Annotated in this window: 10 protein-coding genes and 2 pseudogenes; 7 read left to right on the forward strand and 5 right to left on the reverse strand. The window is 69.0% G+C overall.

Translation table 11 applies throughout. The annotated features are described in order from the left end of the window. Nucleotides 1-46: 46 nt before the first annotated feature. Nucleotides 47-3,025, reverse strand: coding sequence for a type I polyketide synthase (locus DY245_RS42560; protein ID WP_128512482.1), 2,979 nt, complete (start codon nt 3,023-3,025; stop codon nt 47-49). Between the two features lie 240 nt (nt 3,026-3,265). On the opposite strand from DY245_RS42560, the gene DY245_RS42565 reads away from it, so the two are divergent. From DY245_RS42565 to DY245_RS42580, 4 genes are read left to right on the forward strand one after another with little or no spacing between them, the layout of a single operon-like run. Beyond that, nucleotides 3,266-6,469: a non-ribosomal peptide synthetase gene (locus DY245_RS42565; RefSeq protein ID WP_128512483.1), complete on the forward strand. Its 3,204-nt coding sequence runs from the start codon at nt 3,266-3,268 to the stop codon at nt 6,467-6,469. Then, nucleotides 6,466-7,644 carry a cytochrome P450 gene (locus DY245_RS42570; RefSeq protein ID WP_128512484.1) on the forward strand — a complete coding sequence of 393 codons (1,179 nt, stop codon included), beginning with the start codon at nt 6,466-6,468 and terminating at the stop codon, nt 7,642-7,644. Before DY245_RS42565 ends, DY245_RS42570 begins: the two co-directional genes overlap by 4 nt. Before the next feature lie 43 nt (nt 7,645-7,687). Further along, nucleotides 7,688-8,107, forward strand: coding sequence for a RidA family protein (locus DY245_RS42575; RefSeq protein WP_128512485.1), 420 nt, complete (start codon nt 7,688-7,690; stop codon nt 8,105-8,107). 8 nt (nt 8,108-8,115) lie between these two features. Then, nucleotides 8,116-9,123 (forward strand): alpha/beta hydrolase, encoded by a 1,008-nt coding sequence (locus DY245_RS42580; protein WP_244943613.1) that lies wholly within the window; start codon nt 8,116-8,118, stop codon nt 9,121-9,123. 101 nt (nt 9,124-9,224) lie between these two features. On the opposite strand, the gene DY245_RS42585 is transcribed toward DY245_RS42580, so the two are convergent. The 3 genes and pseudogenes from DY245_RS42585 to DY245_RS42595 form a co-directional block, all read right to left on the reverse strand. Further along, entirely contained in the window at nt 9,225-10,472 is a 1,248-nt protein-coding gene (locus DY245_RS42585; RefSeq protein ID WP_244943614.1) for a helix-turn-helix domain-containing protein, read from the reverse strand. A gap of 312 nt (nt 10,473-10,784) precedes the next feature. Further along, nucleotides 10,785-11,366 (reverse strand): annotated as a pseudogene (locus DY245_RS42590) (IS5 family transposase); the annotation flags it as partial. Nucleotides 11,367-11,970: 604 nt separating this feature from the next. Next, a protein-coding gene (locus DY245_RS42595) for an IS5 family transposase (protein WP_181924099.1) occupies nt 11,971-12,779 on the reverse strand; the annotation gives its coding sequence in 2 pieces (ribosomal slippage) (nt 11,971-12,440 and nt 12,440-12,779; 810 coding nt in all). A 446-nt stretch (nt 12,780-13,225) separates the two neighbouring features. Here DY245_RS42595 and DY245_RS42600 point away from each other — a divergent pair. The 3 genes and pseudogenes from DY245_RS42600 to DY245_RS42610 all read left to right on the forward strand — a co-directional run bounded on the left by DY245_RS42600 (nt 13,226) and on the right by DY245_RS42610 (nt 17,604). Beyond that, nucleotides 13,226-14,110 (forward strand): GNAT family N-acetyltransferase, encoded by an 885-nt coding sequence (locus DY245_RS42600; RefSeq protein WP_128512487.1) that lies wholly within the window; start codon nt 13,226-13,228, stop codon nt 14,108-14,110. Nucleotides 14,111-14,320: 210 nt separating this feature from the next. Beyond that, nucleotides 14,321-15,241, forward strand: a complete 921-nt coding sequence (locus tag DY245_RS42605; RefSeq protein ID WP_128512488.1) for a TauD/TfdA dioxygenase family protein — start codon at nt 14,321-14,323, stop codon at nt 15,239-15,241. Between the two features lie 1,594 nt (nt 15,242-16,835). Next, a pseudogene (locus DY245_RS42610) lies at nt 16,836-17,604 on the forward strand (transposase). A 973-nt stretch (nt 17,605-18,577) separates the two neighbouring features. On the opposite strand, the gene DY245_RS48575 reads toward DY245_RS42610, so the two are convergent. Next, nucleotides 18,578-18,937 carry a helix-turn-helix domain-containing protein gene (locus tag DY245_RS48575; RefSeq protein ID WP_128512489.1) on the reverse strand — a complete coding sequence of 120 codons (360 nt, stop codon included), beginning with the start codon at nt 18,935-18,937 and terminating at the stop codon, nt 18,578-18,580. Nucleotides 18,938-19,373 lie beyond the last annotated feature (436 nt).

The raw sequence follows: 19,373 nt of genomic DNA on the forward strand, positions 1-19,373 counted from the left end.
CCCGGACGATGTCCGGGGGCGGCGGCCGTTGGCGGCCCTGGCCGGATCATCCGCCCGCAGCGACGGGCACCGGCACGGGCTCCACGAGGCCGTGGACGAGCTCGATCTGCCGGCCCAGCGTCCTGCCGAGCAGCAGATCGCGCATCGGGACCCTGATGCCCAGCTCGGTGCGCAGCTTGCGGGCGAGATGGGTGACCAGCAGGGAGTCGCCGCCCAGCAGGAAGAAGTCCGCCTCCACGGTGAGGTCCTCGTGGCCGAGCAGCTCGCGCCAGAGCCGGGTGAGCAGCGCGGGCACATCGGGACCCTCGGCCGGGTCCGGGCCGGGGGCAGTGGACGCCGTCGTGCCGCCGTCCGCGTCGGCGGGGACGCAGGCCTCGGTGGCGGGCCGGGGCGCCACCGGGCGTGCGGCCGCCTCCGGCGCGATGCGGCACGGTCCGGCGCAGGGGTAGCTGGGCAGCCGGATCGGCTCACCCGCGGCGCACAGGGTCTCGAGGACGAGCGGCTGGCCCATGGTCCACAGCGTGCCGAGCGCCGTCAAGACGTCCCGACCGGCCGGTGCCCCGTGCCCGGCGGCGAGGGGCAGGGCCGTCAGGTCCGCGGCCGCGGCTATGGCGGACAGGGCCCGGCCCGGGCCCGCTTCCACGACGACCGCCCCGGGCTGGCGCGTGGCGAGCGCGTCGAGGGCCTCGGCGAACCGCACGGTGGTACGGGCCCGTTCGGCGAAACCCTGCGGGGCGACGGCCTCGCCCGGGAGGACCATCCGGCCGCTGGTCGTGGCCCACGGCACCGCGGGCGGTCGTACGGCGATCCGCGACAGCTCATCAGCCAGCGGCGCCACGGCGGGTTCGATGAGCGCGGAGTGGAAGGCGTGACTGGTGCGCAGCCGCCGCGCGTGGACTCGGCCCGCAAGCCAGGCCTCGAAGGCTGCGACCGCCTCCTCGGCGCCCGCGACCACACTGGCTTCGGGGGAGTTGAACGCGGCCGGTTCCACGGCCTGTCCGGAGGCGGCGATCAGTGCGCGTGTCTCGCTCTCGCCGCAGCCGAGGGCGAGCATGGCGCCGGGCGCGCAGTCCTGCATGACGCGACCGCGCAGGGCCACTAGACGGGCCGCGTCGGGCAGTTCGAACACCCCGGCCACGCAGGCCGCGGTGATCTCGCCGAGGCTGTGTCCGACCACCGCGGCGGGCACCAGGCCGAGTCCGCGCAGGGCGGCGGCGACCGCGTACTCGACGGCGAACAGGGCCGGTTGGGCCAGGCGCGTCTGCGCCAGCTCACCCTCGGGGAAACCCGGGTCGGACAAGGCGACTTCGAGGACGCGGGCCAGCGCGGGCTCGAACGCGTCGAGGCACTGCGTGAGGGCCGCCGAGAACCCGGGCAGGGCCTCGGCGAACGGCAGCGCCATGCCGGGCCGCTGGGAGCCCTGCCCGGGGAACGCCAGGACGAGGGGCGTGGGCCCGTCCACGGGGCGGCTGCCGCGTACCACTCCGGCGCCGGTGGAGAGGCGCTCGGCGACCTCCGCCGGGGTGTGGCCCGTCACCGCGAGCCGCTCGCCCAGCGCGGCGCGTCCGGTGGCGAGAGTGTGGGCGACGTCGGCCGTACGCGGCGCGTCCGCGGCCAGGTGGCGGCTCAGCCGCTCGGCGGAGCGGTCCAGTGCCGCACCGTCCGCCGCGGACAGCACGACCAGATGCGCCGCGGGCGGTGCGCCGGCCTCCTCCCGTCGAGCGGCCCGGACCGGCGCGCGCTCGACGACGACGTGCACATTGGTGCCGCCGACACCGAAGGAGCTGACCCCGGCCCGGCGGGGCTCGGGGCCGGTCCACGGCGCGACCTGTGTCGGGACGTACAGCGGCGAGTCCTCCGTCTCCAGCAGCGGGTTGAGCCGGGTGAACCCGGCGAGCGGCGGCACGACGCCGTCCCGTACCACCAGCAGGGCCTTGGTCAGCCCGGCGAGTCCGGCCGCGTTGTCGAGGTGGCCGGTGTTCGCCTTCAGCGCGCCCACGGCGATCTGCCCGGGGCGCGCGCCCGCCTCGCGGAGTGCGGAGGAGGCGGCGGACCACTCGATGGGGTCGCCGATTCGGGTGCCAGTGCCGTGCGTCTCCAGGTATCCGATGCTCGCGCCGTCCACGTCGGCCGCATCCAGCGCGGCCCGGATCGCGGCCTGCTGGCCGCCGACGGACGGGGCGTAGTAACCCGCCTTCGCCGCCCCGTCGTTGTTGACCGCCGTGCCGAGGACGACCCCGTACGGCTCGGGGCCCTCCGTGAGGGCGTCGTCGAAGCGGCGCAGCACGACGCAGGCCACCCCGGACCCGGCCACCACCCCGTCCGCGTTCTCGTCGAAGGGCCGGCAGTGCCCGGAGGCGGAGTGGATGCCGCCGGGCACGCGCAGATGCCCGGCCTGGGGGTAGGCCAGGCCCGCGGCGACCACGAGCGCCTGGTCGCACTCGCCGCTCAGCAGCCCCTGGACGGCCATGTGGAGGGCGACCAGCGACGAGGAACAGGCCGTCTGCACGGCGAGCGCGGGCCCGGTCAGGTTGAGTTTGTAGGAGATGAGGCTCGCCAGGAAATCTGGTGCGGCGCCGTGCAGGGCATCCTCGGCGGTCAGGGGGTCCAGCATCCCCCCGGCGATCATGCGGTGCAGATAGCCGCTCGCGCTCGCGGACGCGTACACACCTGTCGTGGCACGGGTGTTCAGCGGGTCGACGGCCGCGTCCTCGAGCGCGGTCCACGCGCACTCGAGCATCAGCCGCAGTTGCGGGTCCATCATCTCCGCCTCTCGCGGACTGACCCGGAACAGGGCGTTCTCGAAGCGGTCGAAGTCCGCCAGGTGACCGTGCACGGGCACGAAGTCCGGTTCGTCCACGAGGTCTTCGGGCATCCCGGCGGCGACGAGCCGCCGCCTGTCGTACCGAGTGGTGAGCACCCGGCCCGCCTTGAGGGCCTCCCACCATTCGGCCAGGTCTGACGATCCGGGGAACCGGCCGGAGACGCCGGTCACGGCGATGTCGAGGGAACGGTTGCGCGCCATGTCCTCACCTTCGCTTGAGCCAGGGCCGCCCTCCCGAGCCGGAGGGCGGTGGACCGGCTCGGGCCTCGGTGAGGCGCTCGGACAACCGGCCCGTCCGATGAGGTTGCCAGAGTGGGCAATTTACTGGCAATGTCATTGACAACATGGCGGCGGGTGGAGGGGACCAAGCCGTGGTCGCCGCCCCCTGATGCCGTCGGAACCGATGGCAACCCCACGACAACCCGAGGGGAGAGACAGAGCATGCGACCAGAACCGCAGTGGACCGCGGGTTCCCCCAACACCGCGCCCGGCGGCGGACTCCACGAGGCCTTCGCCCGCTGGGCCCGCCTCCGTCCCGGCGCCACGGCCCTCGTCGAGGGCGAGCGCCTGACGACCTACGCCCAACTGGACGGCACCTCCGACGCCTGGGCCGCACAGCTGGCCGACGCCGGCGTCGGCCGCGGCGACGTCGTGCCGATCCTGCTGCCCCGCAGCACCGAACTGGTTACCGCACTCCTCGCGGTGCTCAAGACCGGTGCCGCCTACAGCCTGCTGCCGCCGGACTGGCCCGCCCAGCGGCTGCGGGACGTCCTCGGGCAACTCCGCCCGCCGCTCGTGATCGCCCCCGCCGACCAGGACCCGCCCGCCGCGTCCCCGACGCCCGTGTGGTCGCCGCCCGCGGGCACCACCGAGGCCCCGCCCGGCTTCCGCCCCATCCGGGTCGACGCCGCAGACCCCTGCTGCGTCTTCTTCACCTCGGGAACGACCGGCCGGCCCAAGGGGGTTCTCACCCCGCACCGCGCGACGGCACGGCTCTTCCAGCCGGGCACCTTCGCCCGGTTCACCACCGACACCGTGATGCCGCTGGCCGCCGCCACACCGTGGGACGCCTTCTCCCTCGAACTGTGGTCGGTGCTGCTCAACGGCGGCACGTCCCTGATCGTGACCGACCCCTACCTGTCGGCGGCAGCGCTCGCCGACGCCGTGTCCCGCCACGGCGCGGACACCGTCTGGCTCACCAGCAGCCTCTTCAACATGATTGTGGACGAGGCCCCGGACAGCTTCCGCGGACTGCGCCAGGTGGCCATCGGCGGCGAGCGGCTCTCGGCCGGCCACGTCCGCCGCTTCCTGCGCCGCCATCCCGGCATCGCACTCCTCAACGGCTACGGGCCCGTAGAGAGCACCGTCTTCGCCACCACCCACTGCATCACCGAACCCGACTGCGACGCGCCCGGCGGCATCCCCCTGGGCCGACCTGTGCCCGGCACCCAGGTGCACGTCCTGGACGGCACCCGGCCGTGCGCGGTGGGGGAGACCGGCGAGATCTGCCTCGCCGGCGACGGCCTCGCGCTGCAGTACCTCGGAGATCCCGCTCTCACCGCCGCCACGTTCGACCATGTACGCCTCAGCGGGCAGGACGTCCGCGTCTACCGCACTGGCGACCTCGGGCACCGGGACCACGACGGACTGCTTCGCTTCGACGGCAGGGCCGACCGGCAGCTGAAGATCCGCGGCCACCGCGTCGAACCCGCCGAGGTCGAACGCCAAGTGGAGCAGCTGCTCCCCGACGTACACCACTGCCGGGTGCTCCCACGTGGCGAGGCCGCCGACGGCAGCCTCGAACTCGTCGCGTACTGCGTGCCTGTGCGGCCCGGCGACCCGCTCGACGGCGCCCAGGGCGTGCTGCAGGAAGCCCTCGTCGCCTATCAGTGTCCCGCCGCTGTGGTGGCCGTCGACGCGTTCCCGGTGACCGCTCGCGGCAAGCTGGACGAACGGGCACTCCAGGCGCTGGCACCGACCCCCGAGCGCGGCACTCCCGACGTGCCGCCGGGCGCCGACGCCACCCGCCTCCACGGCATCCAGGACCCGGTGGCGCGCGCCGTGGCCGAAGCCTTCGCCTCCGTGCTCGGACGCGAGGCAGTCGCCCTCGACGTGCCGTTCGTCCACCTCGGCGGCACCTCACTCGGCGCCGGACGGCTGTGCGCCCGGCTCGCCGCCCGGCTTTCCCGGCCCGTACCGGTCTCCTGGCTCTACGAGCACCCGACGGTCGCCGGGCTCGCCGCCCAGCTCGCCGGGCAGGCCCCGCCCCCCGCCGCCCCGGCCGAGACCGCCGACCTGGCAGACCTGGCCCTGACACCCCTGCAACTCGTCCATCTGACCCGTCAACTCCTCGACCCCCAGGACCGCACCGGGCACTGCCTGCTCACCTGGGTGATCGAGGGTGACCTGGACCTCGCCGCCCTGGAGGCGGCCGTGGCCGCCGTCCACCAGCGACACGAGTCCCTCCGCGCCGAGTACGTACTCGACCCCCGCCCCGCGGTGCAGCCCGCAGACGTCCCCGCGCCACCGCTCGAGGCCCTGACCGAGGCCGATAGCGTCGACGAGGCACTGCGCGCGGTCCGCACCCACCTCGCCGAGGAGCTCTACCCGGACCTGGGGGAGGTGTGGCGCACCGCCGTGGTCCCCGTCCGCAGCGCCGGTGCGGCTGAGCAGACGGCGGTGTTCGGCTGCGTGGTGCACCACGTAGCCTTCGACGGCTGGTCGGAGCGGGTCCTGGCAGCCGACCTCGCCACCGCCTACCAGGCCCGGCTGCGCTCCTTCCACCGCTGGTCGGAACGGGTGCTGGCCTGTGACCTCGCCACCAGTCACCAGCCGGGGCTGGGCATTCCGGCCGCGGCGCTCGGGCCCCGGCCGTCGCTCGCGGTGATTCACCGCAAGCGGCTCGCGCGGCAGCAGCAGACCCACCTCGAAAACCAACGCGCGCTGCTGCACGAGGAGTTGGCGGACGTACCGGCCCTGCGCTGGCCCGCCGCGCCGACCGTCCGCGAGCAGGGAGCACCGGGCCGGATCGAGGCGGAGGTGCCCGCCGCGGTGCTCGCCCGCGTCGACGCCGCCGCCTCACGCGCGGGCGTTACCCGCTTCGTCGTCCTGCTGCAGCTGTGGGCCGGCAGCCTCGCGGAGGTGACCGGACAGCGGGACTTCGCCGTGGGCGTCCCCGTGGCACAGCGCGACGGAGCAGAGCTGGAACACGCCATCGGCTGCCACATCACCATGCTGTGCCTGCGCATGCGCGGCGCCGCACTGGAGGAGGGAGCGGCCGCCGTCGCAGACACCGGGCGGATCGCAGCGCGCGCCTTCGCCGCCCAGGACGTGCCGTACCCGGAGGTGCTCTCCCTCGCCGAGCCGCCCGGCGACGGCCGCCCGCCCCTCTACCAGACCCTCTTCGCCTGCCAGGACAACGCCCCGCCGCTACTCGAACTCCCAGGTGCCCGCGCCACGTTCGTACGCCAGCCCTATCTCGACCTCCCCCTCGAACTGCACGCCGAACTGTGGCCCGTGGGCCATGGCGGGCTGCACCTGGACGTCGCCTTCCGGTCCGACGCCGTCACCGAGAGCACCGCCCGCGACGTCACCAAGCTCTTCATGGAAAGCGTGCACACCATCGCCGCAGGAGCCCCGTCATGACCACCACCCTGTCGCCCGCGCTGCTCACCGACCCCGGACTGCACGCCACCGGTGACCCGCACGGCCTGTGGGCGTGGATGCGCGAGCACACCCCCGTCCACTGGCAGCCCGCCGGCGACGTGCCCGCGTTCTGGTCCCTGACCCGCTACGAGGACATCCGCGCCGTCTACCGGGACGCCGCCACGTTCAGCTCCGCGCACGGTGTGCTCCTGCGCCGGGCCGAACTCGGCGACGACCCGGGCGGCGGTCTGACCCTCGCCCTCACCGACGCACCGCGGCACAAGCAGCTGCGCGGCCTGATGGCGGACTGGTTCAACACCCGTGCCGTACGCGGCCTGGAAGGCCACATCCGCGCGGCCACCCGCACCGTGCTCGGGCGGGCCCTGGACCAGGGGGCCTGCGACTTCGCCCACGACATCGCCGGACGGCTCTCCCTCTCCGTCATCTGCCACATCCTCGGCGTGCCCGCACGGGACCACGAGGCCCTGTACCAGTGGACCAACGAGGCCTTCGAGGCCCACACCTCGCTGGTTGCCCACCCACGGCTGCTGGAGTACTTCGAGGAGCTGCTGTTCCAGCGCATGGAGCAGCCGACCGACGACCTGGTCAGCGCCCTGGTCAACGGCACCGTCGACGGCCAGCTGCTGACCGAGGAGGAAGTGGTCCTCAACTGCGAGAACCTCATAGGGGCCACCGAGAACGGGCGCCTCGCACTGATCGGCGGCATGCACGCCTTCCTGGAGCACCCCCAGCAGTGGCAGCGGCTGTCCGACGACCGTGGCCTGCTGCCCGGGGCGATCGAGGAGATCCTGCGCTGGACCTCCAGCGCCACGCACAGCATGCGCGTCGCAGCTAGGCCGTGTGAGATCCGCGGCGAGCGGATAACGGCCGGCGACCGCGTCGTGCTGTGGCTGCCCTCCGCCAACCGCGACGAGGACGTCTTCGCCGACCCGTACCGGTTCGACATCGCCCGCAGCCCGAACCGTCACATTGCCCTCGCCGCCGGCGAGCACTTCTGCATCGGCTCCACCCTCGCCCGGGCCGAGATGCGCGTGCTGTTCTCCGAACTGCTCGACACCGTGCGCCGTATCGAACTGGACGGCCCCGTGCGGCGCCTGCACTCCATCGCCGTCAACGGACCCGAACGCCTCCCCGTGCGCCTCACCGCCACGTGACGGCCGCACCCCACTGCCCCCAACCGCTCAAGGAGTCAAGAACATGGCGGACAACAACGTGATCGAGCGGCTCACCCACCTGTCCGAGCCCCCAGGGGTCGCCCCCAGCTCCGGCTACACCCACGTGGTCACCGGAACCGGACAGCTCGCCGCGATCGCGGGCCAGATGCCGTTCGACACCTCCGGCGAACTCGTCGGTCCCGGCGATCCCAGCGCGCAGGCACGTCAGGTCTTCCAGAACATGCAGCGCTGCCTCGCCGCCGCCGGGGCCACCTTCGCCGACGTCATGAAGCTCACCTACTACGTGACCGACATCGCGCACGTGCCGCAGATCCTCGCCGCACGCGACGAGTTCATCGACACCAGCCGCCCACCGGCCAGCACCGTCGTCCAGGTGGTGGCCCTCTACCACCCGGACCTGCTGCTCGAGGTCGACGCGTTCGCCCTGCTGAGCGCCGCGTGAGGGACACCGTGACCATCACGTCCGCCGACCTTCGACAGCGGGGCAGGCAGGCCGCGCCGCCCCCCTTCGACCCCGAACTGGCAGGACCGCTGAGCAAGGTCCTCGCCGAGCTGCCGATGCCTCTGACACCGCAGCTGATTCCGGACCGCCGCCGCCGGTCCCGTGCCGGCCGCCTGACGGACGAGCAGATCCGCCGCGACGGGACGTTCGAGATGGAGGAACGGACTGTGCCCGGCCCGCCCGGCGCCCCCGCGATCACCCTGCTGATCTGCCGCCCCACGACCGCCTCGGGCCCGGTCCCCGTCATCTACCACACGCACGGCGGCGGCATGGTGGCCGGCAGCCACCGCAGCACCGAACTCACCGGAGAGCTCGACCGCGCCCAGGAACTCAACCTGGCGGTCGTGGGGGTGGAGTACCGCCTGGCCCCGGAACACCCCGACCCGGCGCCCGTGGAGGACTGCTACACCGGGCTGTGCTGGCTCGCCGAGCACGCCGCCGACGAGGGATTCGATCCCCAGCGGATCGTTCTCAGCGGCAACAGCGCCGGCGGCGCGCTCGCGGCGGGCCTGGCCCTGCTGACGAGGGACCGGTCAGGGCCGCGACCGGCCGGCCAGCTGCTCCAGTTCCCCATGCTCGACGACCGCTGCGGCACCTTCTCCGCCGGGCAGATGGAGCGCGTGGGCCTGTGGGACGGGTTGTCCAACCAGGCGGGCTGGCAAGCCCTGCTGGGCGACCGGTGCGGCACGCCGGACGTCTCCTGCTACGCCGCGCCCGCCCGCGCCACGGAGACGTCGGGTCTGGCGCCCGCCTTCATCGAGGTCGGCTCGGTGGAGGCCCTGCGCGACGACGGCATCGGGTACGCGGCCCGCATCTGGCAGGCGGGCGGCGAGGCCGAACTGCACGTATGGTCTGGTGCGTTCCACAGCTTCGACGAGTGGGTGCCGGACGCGGTCGTCTCACGGGCGGCCCACCAGGCGCGGGTCGCCTGGCTGCAGAGGATCCTGGCTCGCTGAACACGAGCCAAGCGGCAGAGTGCCGTACCTTACCGCTCACCCCTCGGCCGGTCTCGCCGTCCCTGTTGCGACCAGCCGGCGGTGGGACCAGCCGAGCAACGTCAGGGAGACTGCTCCAAGGCCTCGGCCAGCACCCGCCATACCTGGGCGGCCAGGTTCATGTTGGAGTCGCGGTGGGCTTCCTCACCCAGCCGCTTTAGCCTGCTCAGTCCCTGCTCGCGATGCCCTTCCTCGATCAGCAGCAGACTTTCCAGCAATTGCAGTTGGACCCGGTCACGGTAGCTAAGCGCGAGTCGTTCGAAGTCCAACCGGTCTAGGACGTCCCGGGCGCCCGCGACGTGCCCATCCGCGAACGCCAAGCGCGCTTGAAGCGTCAGCAGCTCTTGCTGCTGCACCGGGGTGCCGACCAGCGAGAGCGCCCTCTCGGCCTCGGCGAGGCACGCATGGGCGGGCTTTGTGAGAGTCGGGCGAGCCTGCAGATACAGGGAGGCGGCAGCGAGCCGCAGTCGGGCCCAGAGCACCAGGTCGACGCGGCTGTCCAGCGAGTCCATCGCCTGCTGTATGAAGGCGAGAGCGCCGTCGTCGTCACCCTGGCGGGATCGAACGGTCGCTGCTGCCCACAGCGCCTCGGTGCGCAGCGCATCCGAGTGGTTCGCCACCAGGGCGACCAGTTCGTCGACATGCGCGCGGGCGTCGGGTAGCCGGCCGGCCTCCGCCTCGGCCGAGACCAGCGTCAGCAGGGCCTTGCTCGTGTCGGACACGCTGACACCGGACTCTCTGGCCAACTCATAGGCGGCGACCGCGAGCTCGAGCGCCTCGGTGACGTCGCCAGTTGCCCGCAGACAGCGCGCGAGTTCGGTCCGGGAGCGGCATTGCAGCGCGGTCAGTGCCAGGCCGTCCGCGATCCGGATGGCCTCCTCCAAACTGGTCCGTTCCTCGGCGTGCTCGCCGCGGCGGCGACGGAACTGGGCCACCAGCCACAGTGCTTGCCAGCGCACCAGAGGATCGTCCCCCTGTGCGGAGGCGAGCGCGGTCACGACTGCCTCTACGGCGTCGTCGCTGTCAGTGGACACCGCGACGCTCACCGCCTCGCTGAGGGAGCTGCTGGTGTAGGGGGAGAAGAGGGCCGATCGATCGACGCCCAGACGGCCGGCGAGGTAGGTGATGACGCGCTCCGTGGGCTGCCGGGCGCCCGATTCGAGGCGGGACAGATAGCCCGTGGAGATATCGTTGCCAGCCAGTGCCGCCTGGGAGAGCCCACGCTTCTGCCTCAGCGCTTTGAGGCGTGCACCGAAGGGCGTCTCTACTGGCATGTCATTCCCGCAATCGTACGTACTCAAGAGGTTCATTGGCCCTCCTGGGGCCTACTGTCAGCCCGTTGCCTTCATTCTAAAGCAGTGTGACCAGCGACGGAACGCTCGATGCAGGAAACTTGACAAAAGTTGCCAACCCTTAGCCGGAAGGTTGGCGATTTATGACAAAATATTGGCAATGCGCCTATAGCGCCAAGCGTCTTAGATTGATGCACGTCAACGGGTCTCGAGTGCCCGTTGCGTGCGACGCTTTCTGGTCGCAGCAGCGTTCCTCGTGATACTGCATCAGATCGCCTTTGGTGCATCATGTGTGTGCACGTCGCAGTTGTCACCGTCTTACTGATCGTTTCAGAATGCGGTGCGTAGTCGCCTCAAGCAGATGATGGAGCAGGCGAGTTCGAGGAGTCCTTGGTGGAGGACGGCGCGTGTCTCGTAGCGGATGCGCAGACGCTTGAACTGGTGCAGCCAGGCGAATGTACGCTCTACGACCCAGCGGGTCTTGCCCAAGCCGGAGCCGTGTGGGGCCGCCTCGTTGGGCGATCTTCGGGACGATGCCACGGGCCCACAGGAGCCGGCGGTGCTTGCGGAAGTCGTAGCCGCGGTCAGCGAACAGGCGCTTCGGCTTGTGGCGGGGCCGGCCTCGAAGGCTCCGTATGCGCAGGATCACGTCCAGGAAACGGGATGAGCTGGGTGACGTCGTGCCGGTTCCCGCCGGTGAGCGAGACCGCGAGCGGGCTGCCGTGGCGGTCGACGATCACATGGTGCTTGCTGCCCGGACGGCGGCGGTCGACCGGCGAAGGTCCGGTGTGAGCCCCCCTTGAGGGCCCTGACGTGCGAGCCGTCGATCGCGCAGTCATCCATCTCCAGCAGCCCGGCTTGGCGCAACTCGTCCAGCAGCAGGGCCGCGTGGAGGCTGGGCCAAACCCCTGCCTAGGTCCAGTCCGTCGCCAGAATGCCGACGCGCGGCACGATCCGGCGATTCGGTGGCAGGTGCGTCCGAGGAGAAGTACACGCTCGTCGTGGAACTGTACGCATTCGCCGATCACCTGCGGGTTCCCGAGCTGCACGTCCGCGCGGGGAGTCTGCGGTCGCGACGCGTCCTTCAATCTGGAACTGATCGAGGAGGCGTGCAAGTACGCGGCCGCACGGTTGCGATGGCCCCCGCTTCAGGTCTCAACCTGCCGACTGGCAGTGCCGCTCGCCGTAGTGTCCACCGAAGGGGAGGGTGGCAGCCTTAGCAAGGGATGGTCGCACGCGGAGAGCATCTAAGGGCTGTCCCGTAATCCCTGGTGGATCAGCGCGCGGCGTCAGATGCACTGCACTCGCTGTGCTCGCTCCGTCTCGGCTCTTGCCTTCGTGCCTTGGATGCCGAGCTGCATCGCAAGGCGGAGGGACGTCCGGATACTGGGTGTATCCGGATGTTCCGACAACGCGGCGAGGTGCCGTAGCTGTCGTCGTGCGCCCGCCAGGGATTACGGGACAGCCCTTAGGCGGGCTAACCGGGTTCGGCGGAGGCGTCGTCTTACTGATCGTTTCAGAATGCGGTGCGTAGTCGTCTCAAGCAGATGATGCTGCAGGCGAGTTCGAGGAGTCCTTGGTGGAGGTCGGCGCGTATCTCGTAGCGGATGCGGAGGCGTTTGAACTGGTGGAGCCAGGCGAATGTGCGCTCCACCACCCACCGCGTCTTGCCGAGTCCGGAGCCATGCGGGGTGCCGCGGCGGGCGATCTTCGGTGTGATGCCGCGCTTGCGGATCAAACGCCGGTACTTGTCGAAGTCGTAGCCGCGATCCGCGAACAAGCGCCGGGGACGGTGGCGGGGACATCCTCGCAGTCCGCGGATGCGGGGTATCGCGTCCAGCAGTGGCATCAGCTGGGTGACGTCGTGCCGGTTGCCGCCGGTCAGTGAGACGGCGAGCGGGGTGCCGTGCCGGTCGACGATCAGGTGGTGCTTGCTGCCCGGCCTGCTCCGGTCGACTGGCGAAGGCCCGGTGTGAGCCCCCCTTTGAGGGCTCTGACGTGCGAGCCGTCCACTGCCGCGTCGTCCATCTCCAACAGACCGGACCTGCGGAGTTCGACGAGCAGCGTCTGGTGTAGGCGGGGCCATACGCCGGCCTCGGTCCAGTCCCGCAAGCGGCGCCAGCAGGTCACCCCGCTGCAGCCGATCCGCTCGGCCGGGACATCTCGCCAGCTCACCCCTTTACGCAGCACGTAGACGATGCCGGCCAAGGCAACGCGGTCGTCCACCGGCAACCTGCCGGGGAAGCGGTGCCGCCGCGGCGGACGGGCCGGGAGCAGCGGGGCTATCCGCTCCCACAGATCATCAGGAACAAGATCGTCTAACACCCCGCAGACCCTGCCCGACGCCGCCCTCAACCACCAACCGCCACAACGAACTCATTCTGAAACGATCAGTTAGCCACGGCACTATGAGCCTCGACGACCGTGTCATCGCCAAGGCGCGTACGCGGAGGAGAACCAGCTGATGGAGAACACTTGAGATGGTGGTGGTTCGCGGCACCTTGCCTACACCGAGGGCGACTTGGACCGGGTACGAGAACTGTGCACTGAGGCCGAGCCACGGGGTATCTGGTCGGCGAATAAATGATTGCAGCGCACGTGTGACCTCGCGAAACTGCTCACGGTACCAACGTCGAACTCGCGGCCGAGATATGACGCAGCGTCGTGGAGAACTCGTGGCATTGAGCGAGGGCCACCAATGTTGTGTCATGCTCCGGGGAACGAAAGCGCCAGAATTCAGGCGTCACTGAGGTGGTCGGTACGCTGTGACAATGGAATCAGTGCAGGTGAGGCTGGCGCGTGAGGAAGATCTTCCGTTGGCGGAGCGCGCCTCGGCGGCGCTCTTCTTCGAGGCGGATCGCCGCAGTAGAAGGGTCTGCGAACCAGATATCGAGCCTCGTTCGGAAACCGCTTCGAAACAGTGGATCGAGCGTATGCGCTACTACCTCCAGGTTGATCCGGGTGGATGCTGGGTCGCGGTCGATGAGGGCGGGGACATCGTCGGATTCGCCATGTCGCAGAACCGTGGGCGCGCCTGGTATCTGGCTACGTACGGCGTGGTGACGCGCAGTCAGGGTCGTGGGGTCGGTAAGCGCCTGATGGACGAGGTGCTGGCGCACGCTGGTGGTCGTCCGGGATTGTTCTCGTCCACGGTGCATCCGGGTGCGACTCGCCGCTATCGGATGGCTGGCTTCACACTTTATCCCCAGCTACGCATGGTAGGCACGGTCGCCCGGTCAACGCTCCCCGTGGTTAAGGGGCTTCGAGAGGGTCGGTCAGACGATTTCGCCTGGATGGATCGGCTGGACGAGCAACTGCGCGGTGCGGGCCACGGACCTGACCACGGGTACATGCTCGACCGCCTGCGCCTGGTCGTGTCCGACGACCTCAGTCGACCTGGGTACGTATACATCGACGAGGAACAGGGGCGAGGAGTCCTGCTGGCTGCAGCGGAGCCGCCGACCGCGCAGAACCTGCTTTGGGAAGCCCTGGCCTCCTCCCGCGGCGACACTCTCGTCAACTGCATCACGACTGCCAACCACTGGGCGGTGGACGTCGGGCTGGCCGCCCGGCTGGACATTGGGCAGGAGGGATATCTCGCGCTCCGGGGCATGAACGAACCGGCTCCCTATCTCGCCAGCGGTCACTTCCTCTGACCGGAAAAAAGACGGAGGATGCGGCGCGTCTGGCCCACTTCGGCCAGACGCGCCCGTGGTGTGTAAGGAGCCGCCAAGCGCGACATCGCCAAAACGTTGCCAAGCTAGGCACAAGCTGGCAACATCGGCTGTGTTCCGGGGTGTACATGGTGACGAGCCGTCAATGAGGGCGGATCGGCATCCCCACATAGCCCAGAAAGGTCCGAACCCATGACTGATGTCATGACTGCCGGCCGTGGTACCAGGGTCGGGGTGAGGCAACTCGCGGGAAACATCGGCGCCGAAATCACCGGCGTGGATGCTGCGACTTCGCTGAGTGACTCGGTGGCTGCCGAAGTCAGGCAGGCACTCCTCACTCACAAGGTGATCTTCCTGCGCGACCAGCAGCTCGACTACGACCAACTCGTCGCCTTTGGCCGCCTTTTCGGTGACCTGACGCTCGGGCATCCGATCTACGGCGGCCCTGAGGGCCGGCCGCTACTGCGCGAGATGGACTCCCGGGGCGAGGGGACGCGGGCCAACCACTGGCACGCCGATTTCACCTACATGGAGAACCCGCCCGCCATCGCCATCTTGCACAACGTGGTCTGCCCCCCCTTGGGCGGCGACACCATGTGGGCCAACATGGCGGCAGCCTACCGGGATTTGCCGCCCGGCCTGCGAGAGCTCGCGGACGGCCTGCGGGTCGTCCACTGCAACGACTCGGACTTCACCGACGCCACCTACGACGGCGATACACGCACCAACTACCTGAAAAATGTCTTCAGTGCCGAACACCCGGCGGTCCGGGTGCACCCGGAGACCGGCGAACGCTCCCTGCTGCTTGGCGGCTTCGTCCGCGGCGTCAACGGCTACAGCCCACAGGCCGGCCGAGACCTGATCCGGGTCCTGCTTGAGTACGCCACGAAGCCCGAGTACACCGTCCGGTGGAAGTGGCAGGCGGGCGACCTCGTCCTATGGGACAACCGGTCCACGCTGCACTACGCGATTCACGACTACGGTGACCAGCATCGCCGCGGCGAACGGGTAACTGTTGCCGGGACCACCACGGTCGGTGTCGATGGCCGGCCCGGCTGTGTCCTACGCGGCAGCACTGCGGAGTTCACCAACGGAGGCAGCGGATACATGTGACGGCCCGTCCCAACCAGGGGCAGAGCGGGCCGCAGCTACCGCCCCGGGCCCGGAAAGCCTCATTGGGCCCGGGGCGGACACCGGTCGCGGCACCGTACTGCGGGACCGTGCCTTGCACACGGCGCTGGCCAGTGAACTAATAAAAGAACGAGGAAGAAGGGCCTGCCGCGGAGACATCAAGCCCTCGAGGATCCTCATCGTGGGCCTCGACCGCTGTGAGCCTGCGCCTGCTTCGGCTCGGAGAGCACCCGGCGCCCGAGACTGTCACTGCGATTCGCCAGCGATTAGCAACTGAGGAAGCCCTCAGTTGCACAGTCGGATTGGACGGGACGGCAAGACCAGTCCTGCCAACAGCACAGAGAGGCGCAGGTTGGCGAGCACTCTGCTCGTGGAGAACCACGGTGGGAGGTCGTCCAGGCTGCAGTATGGCGGCGGAATCGGGACAGTGCTTCAGTGACTACGTGCAGCTTAATGGGTATCAGGGCGCACGTGAGGGTGTGCTTCTCTGAAAATTTTCTCCGCGAGGGTGGCCACTTTCCGCAGTACAGATATCATGCGATATCCGGGCAGCTGAAGTGGTGATCTGCGCTTTCGCGCTGATGGCTTGGAGGGGCGACGGCCGTCAAATGCGGTAGCGGATCAATCATTACCTGATCGCGCCACACCTCATTCAAAGACCGAACTAAAAGGAAGTCACGCACGGTCATCCCGAAACGCTGACCAGGTCCTGGCGGTGGGGAAGGGGCGGAAGTCTCGGCTATGGACAGTGCATCGTGGTCACGCGTGCCAGCCACACCTTCAAGGTCGAGGTATCTCGCTTCCGCAGCGGAAGTAGCGTGAACGTCAGTGTTTGCCTAATTGAACGGAGTGAACTCCGTATTGAGTCACATGCGTTGGACCGATGCCATCTGCTTGATGAGGTTGACGACAGCTGTGCCACAGCCTCTATATCGGAGCCGTCGAAAACGATGACTTTACGACCGCTGGCTACAGCGAAGCGCCCAGGGCGTCGTCGCAGCCAGCGGTCAGGGTGCAGCATCTGTGGCCAGAAGATCAGCTGATGCGGACCCCGTCAGGGGACTTAACGTGCGGCCAGTCGATATCGTCGGGCCCAGTCTGTTTCTCCGACGCTACCTGATGGGCCAGAAATTCCTCTGCAGAGCCCTGCCAGCTTATCAGCGAGGTTATGCGTGGCTCCATAAATCCCCCAAGGATGAGTAGTTAGCCGTTAGGGCGCGGCGCGCCTTTAGTGCGCTTGGAACATAACGCACGCGGGCAAACACTTGCCAGCGTGCCCTGCCAACCTGCACAAGCCAATGCAATTAATTGCCGGTCCTGCCTAATGAAGAGACCAGGAATCAGAGGGAGGAGAGTCATGCCGAAAGGCACCGAGATCTTGTTCCCTGTATTCCGAGTGCTATGAGTCATCTAAACACGGTCGGGCTTCGTTGCCAGACTGGGGCGGTATGGCCCCCGGCCCGGCAGGAATGTCGGATGCCGGGGGCCGTTGCTACGGCACGGAAGGCAAGTGGCTCCTGGCCCAGGTCCTAAGGGCTGTCCCGTAACTGCTGGTCGCGGGTGAGATGATCTTGCTGTGGCGGGTGTGATCACGGCGTCGGAGCCTTCCTGGATAGCCCCGGTTCACGGGGCTGAGCCCTCGTCAGTTCGGCAGTTGATCACCGTTGCGGCGAGAGGGTGCGGACCCCGTGCGCAAGGGCCGGCCGTGGAGTCTGCCGTTGGAGGACCGGGTGCTGCTGGTCGCCGCGTACTGGCGCACCAACCTGACTCTGCGGCAGCTGGCACTGCTGTTCGGGGTGTCGGAGTCGGCAGCCGACCGCGTCATCGACCACCTCGGGCCCACGCCGGCACTGCAACAGCGCAAGGGGTTCCGCAAGGACACCGTGCTGATCGTGGACGGCACCCTGGTCCCCACACGTGATCACGGTGTTGCCGAGCAGTCGAAGAATTACCGGTACTCGACCAACCGCCAGGTCGTGATCGATGCCGACACCCGGCTCGTCGTCGCCGTCGGCCGGCCGCTGCCCGGCAACCGCAATGACTGCAAGGCGTGGGAGCTGTCCGGTGCCAAGGAAGCCGCCGGCCGCACCACGGTCATCGCGGACGGCGGCTACCGGGGAACCGGCCTGGTCATCCCACATCGCCGCGAACGCGGCCAGGCCGAACCCCGGCCTGGAAGGAAGAGCACAACGCCTCCCACCGTAAGGTCCGCGCCCGAGCCGAGCATGCCTTCGCCCGCATGAAGACCTGGAAGATCCTGCGTGACTGCCGTCTCAAGGGCGACGGCGTTTCACCACGCGATGCTCGGCATCGCCCGCCTGCACAACCTCACCCTCGCGGGATAACGGGCGAACGGACAGGTCATCGAGCACGCGAAAGATCAATTACGGGACAGCCCTTAGGCAGCGGGAGAAGATTAACGACGCCAGGCAAGACTGAGTTGGTATGGAAGCGGCCTCAGTCCTCAGTGGCTCCTTTCCGGTGCCCTCGGCTTGCTCGAGTATCTCGGCCAGTCTCTGCCAGATTTCGGCGGCCGGGTTCGAGGTTCGCAGTCCGGCGTGCGTCCTCGCCGGGCTGCTTGAGCTGGGCAAGCCCCTTCTCTTGGTGGCCTTCCAAGACCATCGGCAGGCTCGAGGGTCTGCAGTCGGACCCGGCCCTGCAAGTGACCCTCAGGGTGTCGAAGTCCAGCCGGACCAGGACAGCCCGAGCATCTGCGAACCGCCCTTCTGCGTACGCGAGATGCGCCTGCAGCGTCAGGAGTTCCAGCTGCTGAACTGGCGTACCGACGAGTGTGAGCGCCGCTTCCGCCTCTACCAGGCTTGCGCGGGCCGGCGCAGTCAGGGGCGGACTGCCCTGCAGATACTGAGAAGTCGCGGCAAGCCCCAACCGAGCCCACAGCAGTGGATCGACACGACTGTTGAGGGCTTCCATTGCCTGCCTGAGCAGATCGCGAGCCGCCTCGTCGTCCGCCTGGCGGAAGTGGATGGTCGAGGCCGCCCACGGTGCTCGACACGCATGGTGTCCGATCTGTCCGGCACGAGCTCCACGAGCTCTTCCACATGCGCCCGGGCATCCGGTAGTCGGCCAGCCTCTGCCTCGGCCGAAGTCAGTATCAGCAGCGCATTGCCGGTGTCGGACACAGATGCCTCCGCGTGTTTCGCCACCTGGTGAGCGCTCATGGCAAGGTCGAGCGCTCGAGCCACCTGGCCGGACGACTGCAGACACCGTGCGAGTTGTGTCCTGGACCGGCACTGCAGGGTTGGGAGCTCGAGGTCACCTGCGATCTTGGGCAGGCCCTCCGGGTAGGCCACGGTGCGCTCACCACGCCGGTGCGAGTACCGGACGATCAGCCACAGGGCTTGCCAGCGGGTTCTCGTCCTGAGCCGTGAGCGGCACGTTGGCGAGGTCCTCGAACGCCTCGTCGGCCTCTGTGGAGGCCGTGATGCTCGGAGCCTGGGTAAGCGAGCCGCTGCTCGGCGGGGCGTCGAAGGTCGAGTGATCGGCCCCCAGCTGCTTGGCACGGCACGTGATCTCCCGCTCCGTGGGTTGCCGGGTGCCCGATTCCAGTCGCGACAAATACCCGTTGGAGATTCGGCGGCCTGCCAGCGCTGCCTGGGAGAGTCCCCGTTGCCGCCGCAGGGATCTAATGCGTAGACCGAGGGACGTCTCCTGTGGCATATGAGTCCTGTATCAGCCCTTGATGCGCCACGCCCAAACCCTGAGGCAGGAGGATTGCCGGAAATATGCCCTATGTGAGCAGCAAGCTCAGTCTCTCCGCTGCGACATGGGCAACTACGGGAAAGCACCTTGCCAGCCGAGGGGCAACATCCTAGGTTCAGTGAGTCAAACGAGCGCCGAGGCCCCGTTCAGAGCTCTCTCCATCCTGCTTCCATGCGAATTTTCGTTGAGATGTCATGGGCGCGCCCACGTTGCGGGTATCCGGTGACTTCGAGGGCCTGATAACTACCAGTGTTTCGTCCTCGACCCGTCTATGACGTCGACCTGGAGGCATTGACCGTGGAATGGGGTCCGGGGCGGCGCGACCATAGGGTTCCCGACCGCCGACTAGGGAAGGGGCATCGCGGGGCTCAGCCTGAGGAGGTATGCACCGAGC

The organism is Streptomyces inhibens (genome assembly GCF_003389455.1).
GTDB classification, from domain to species: Bacteria; Actinomycetota; Actinomycetes; order Streptomycetales; family Streptomycetaceae; genus Streptomyces; species Streptomyces inhibens.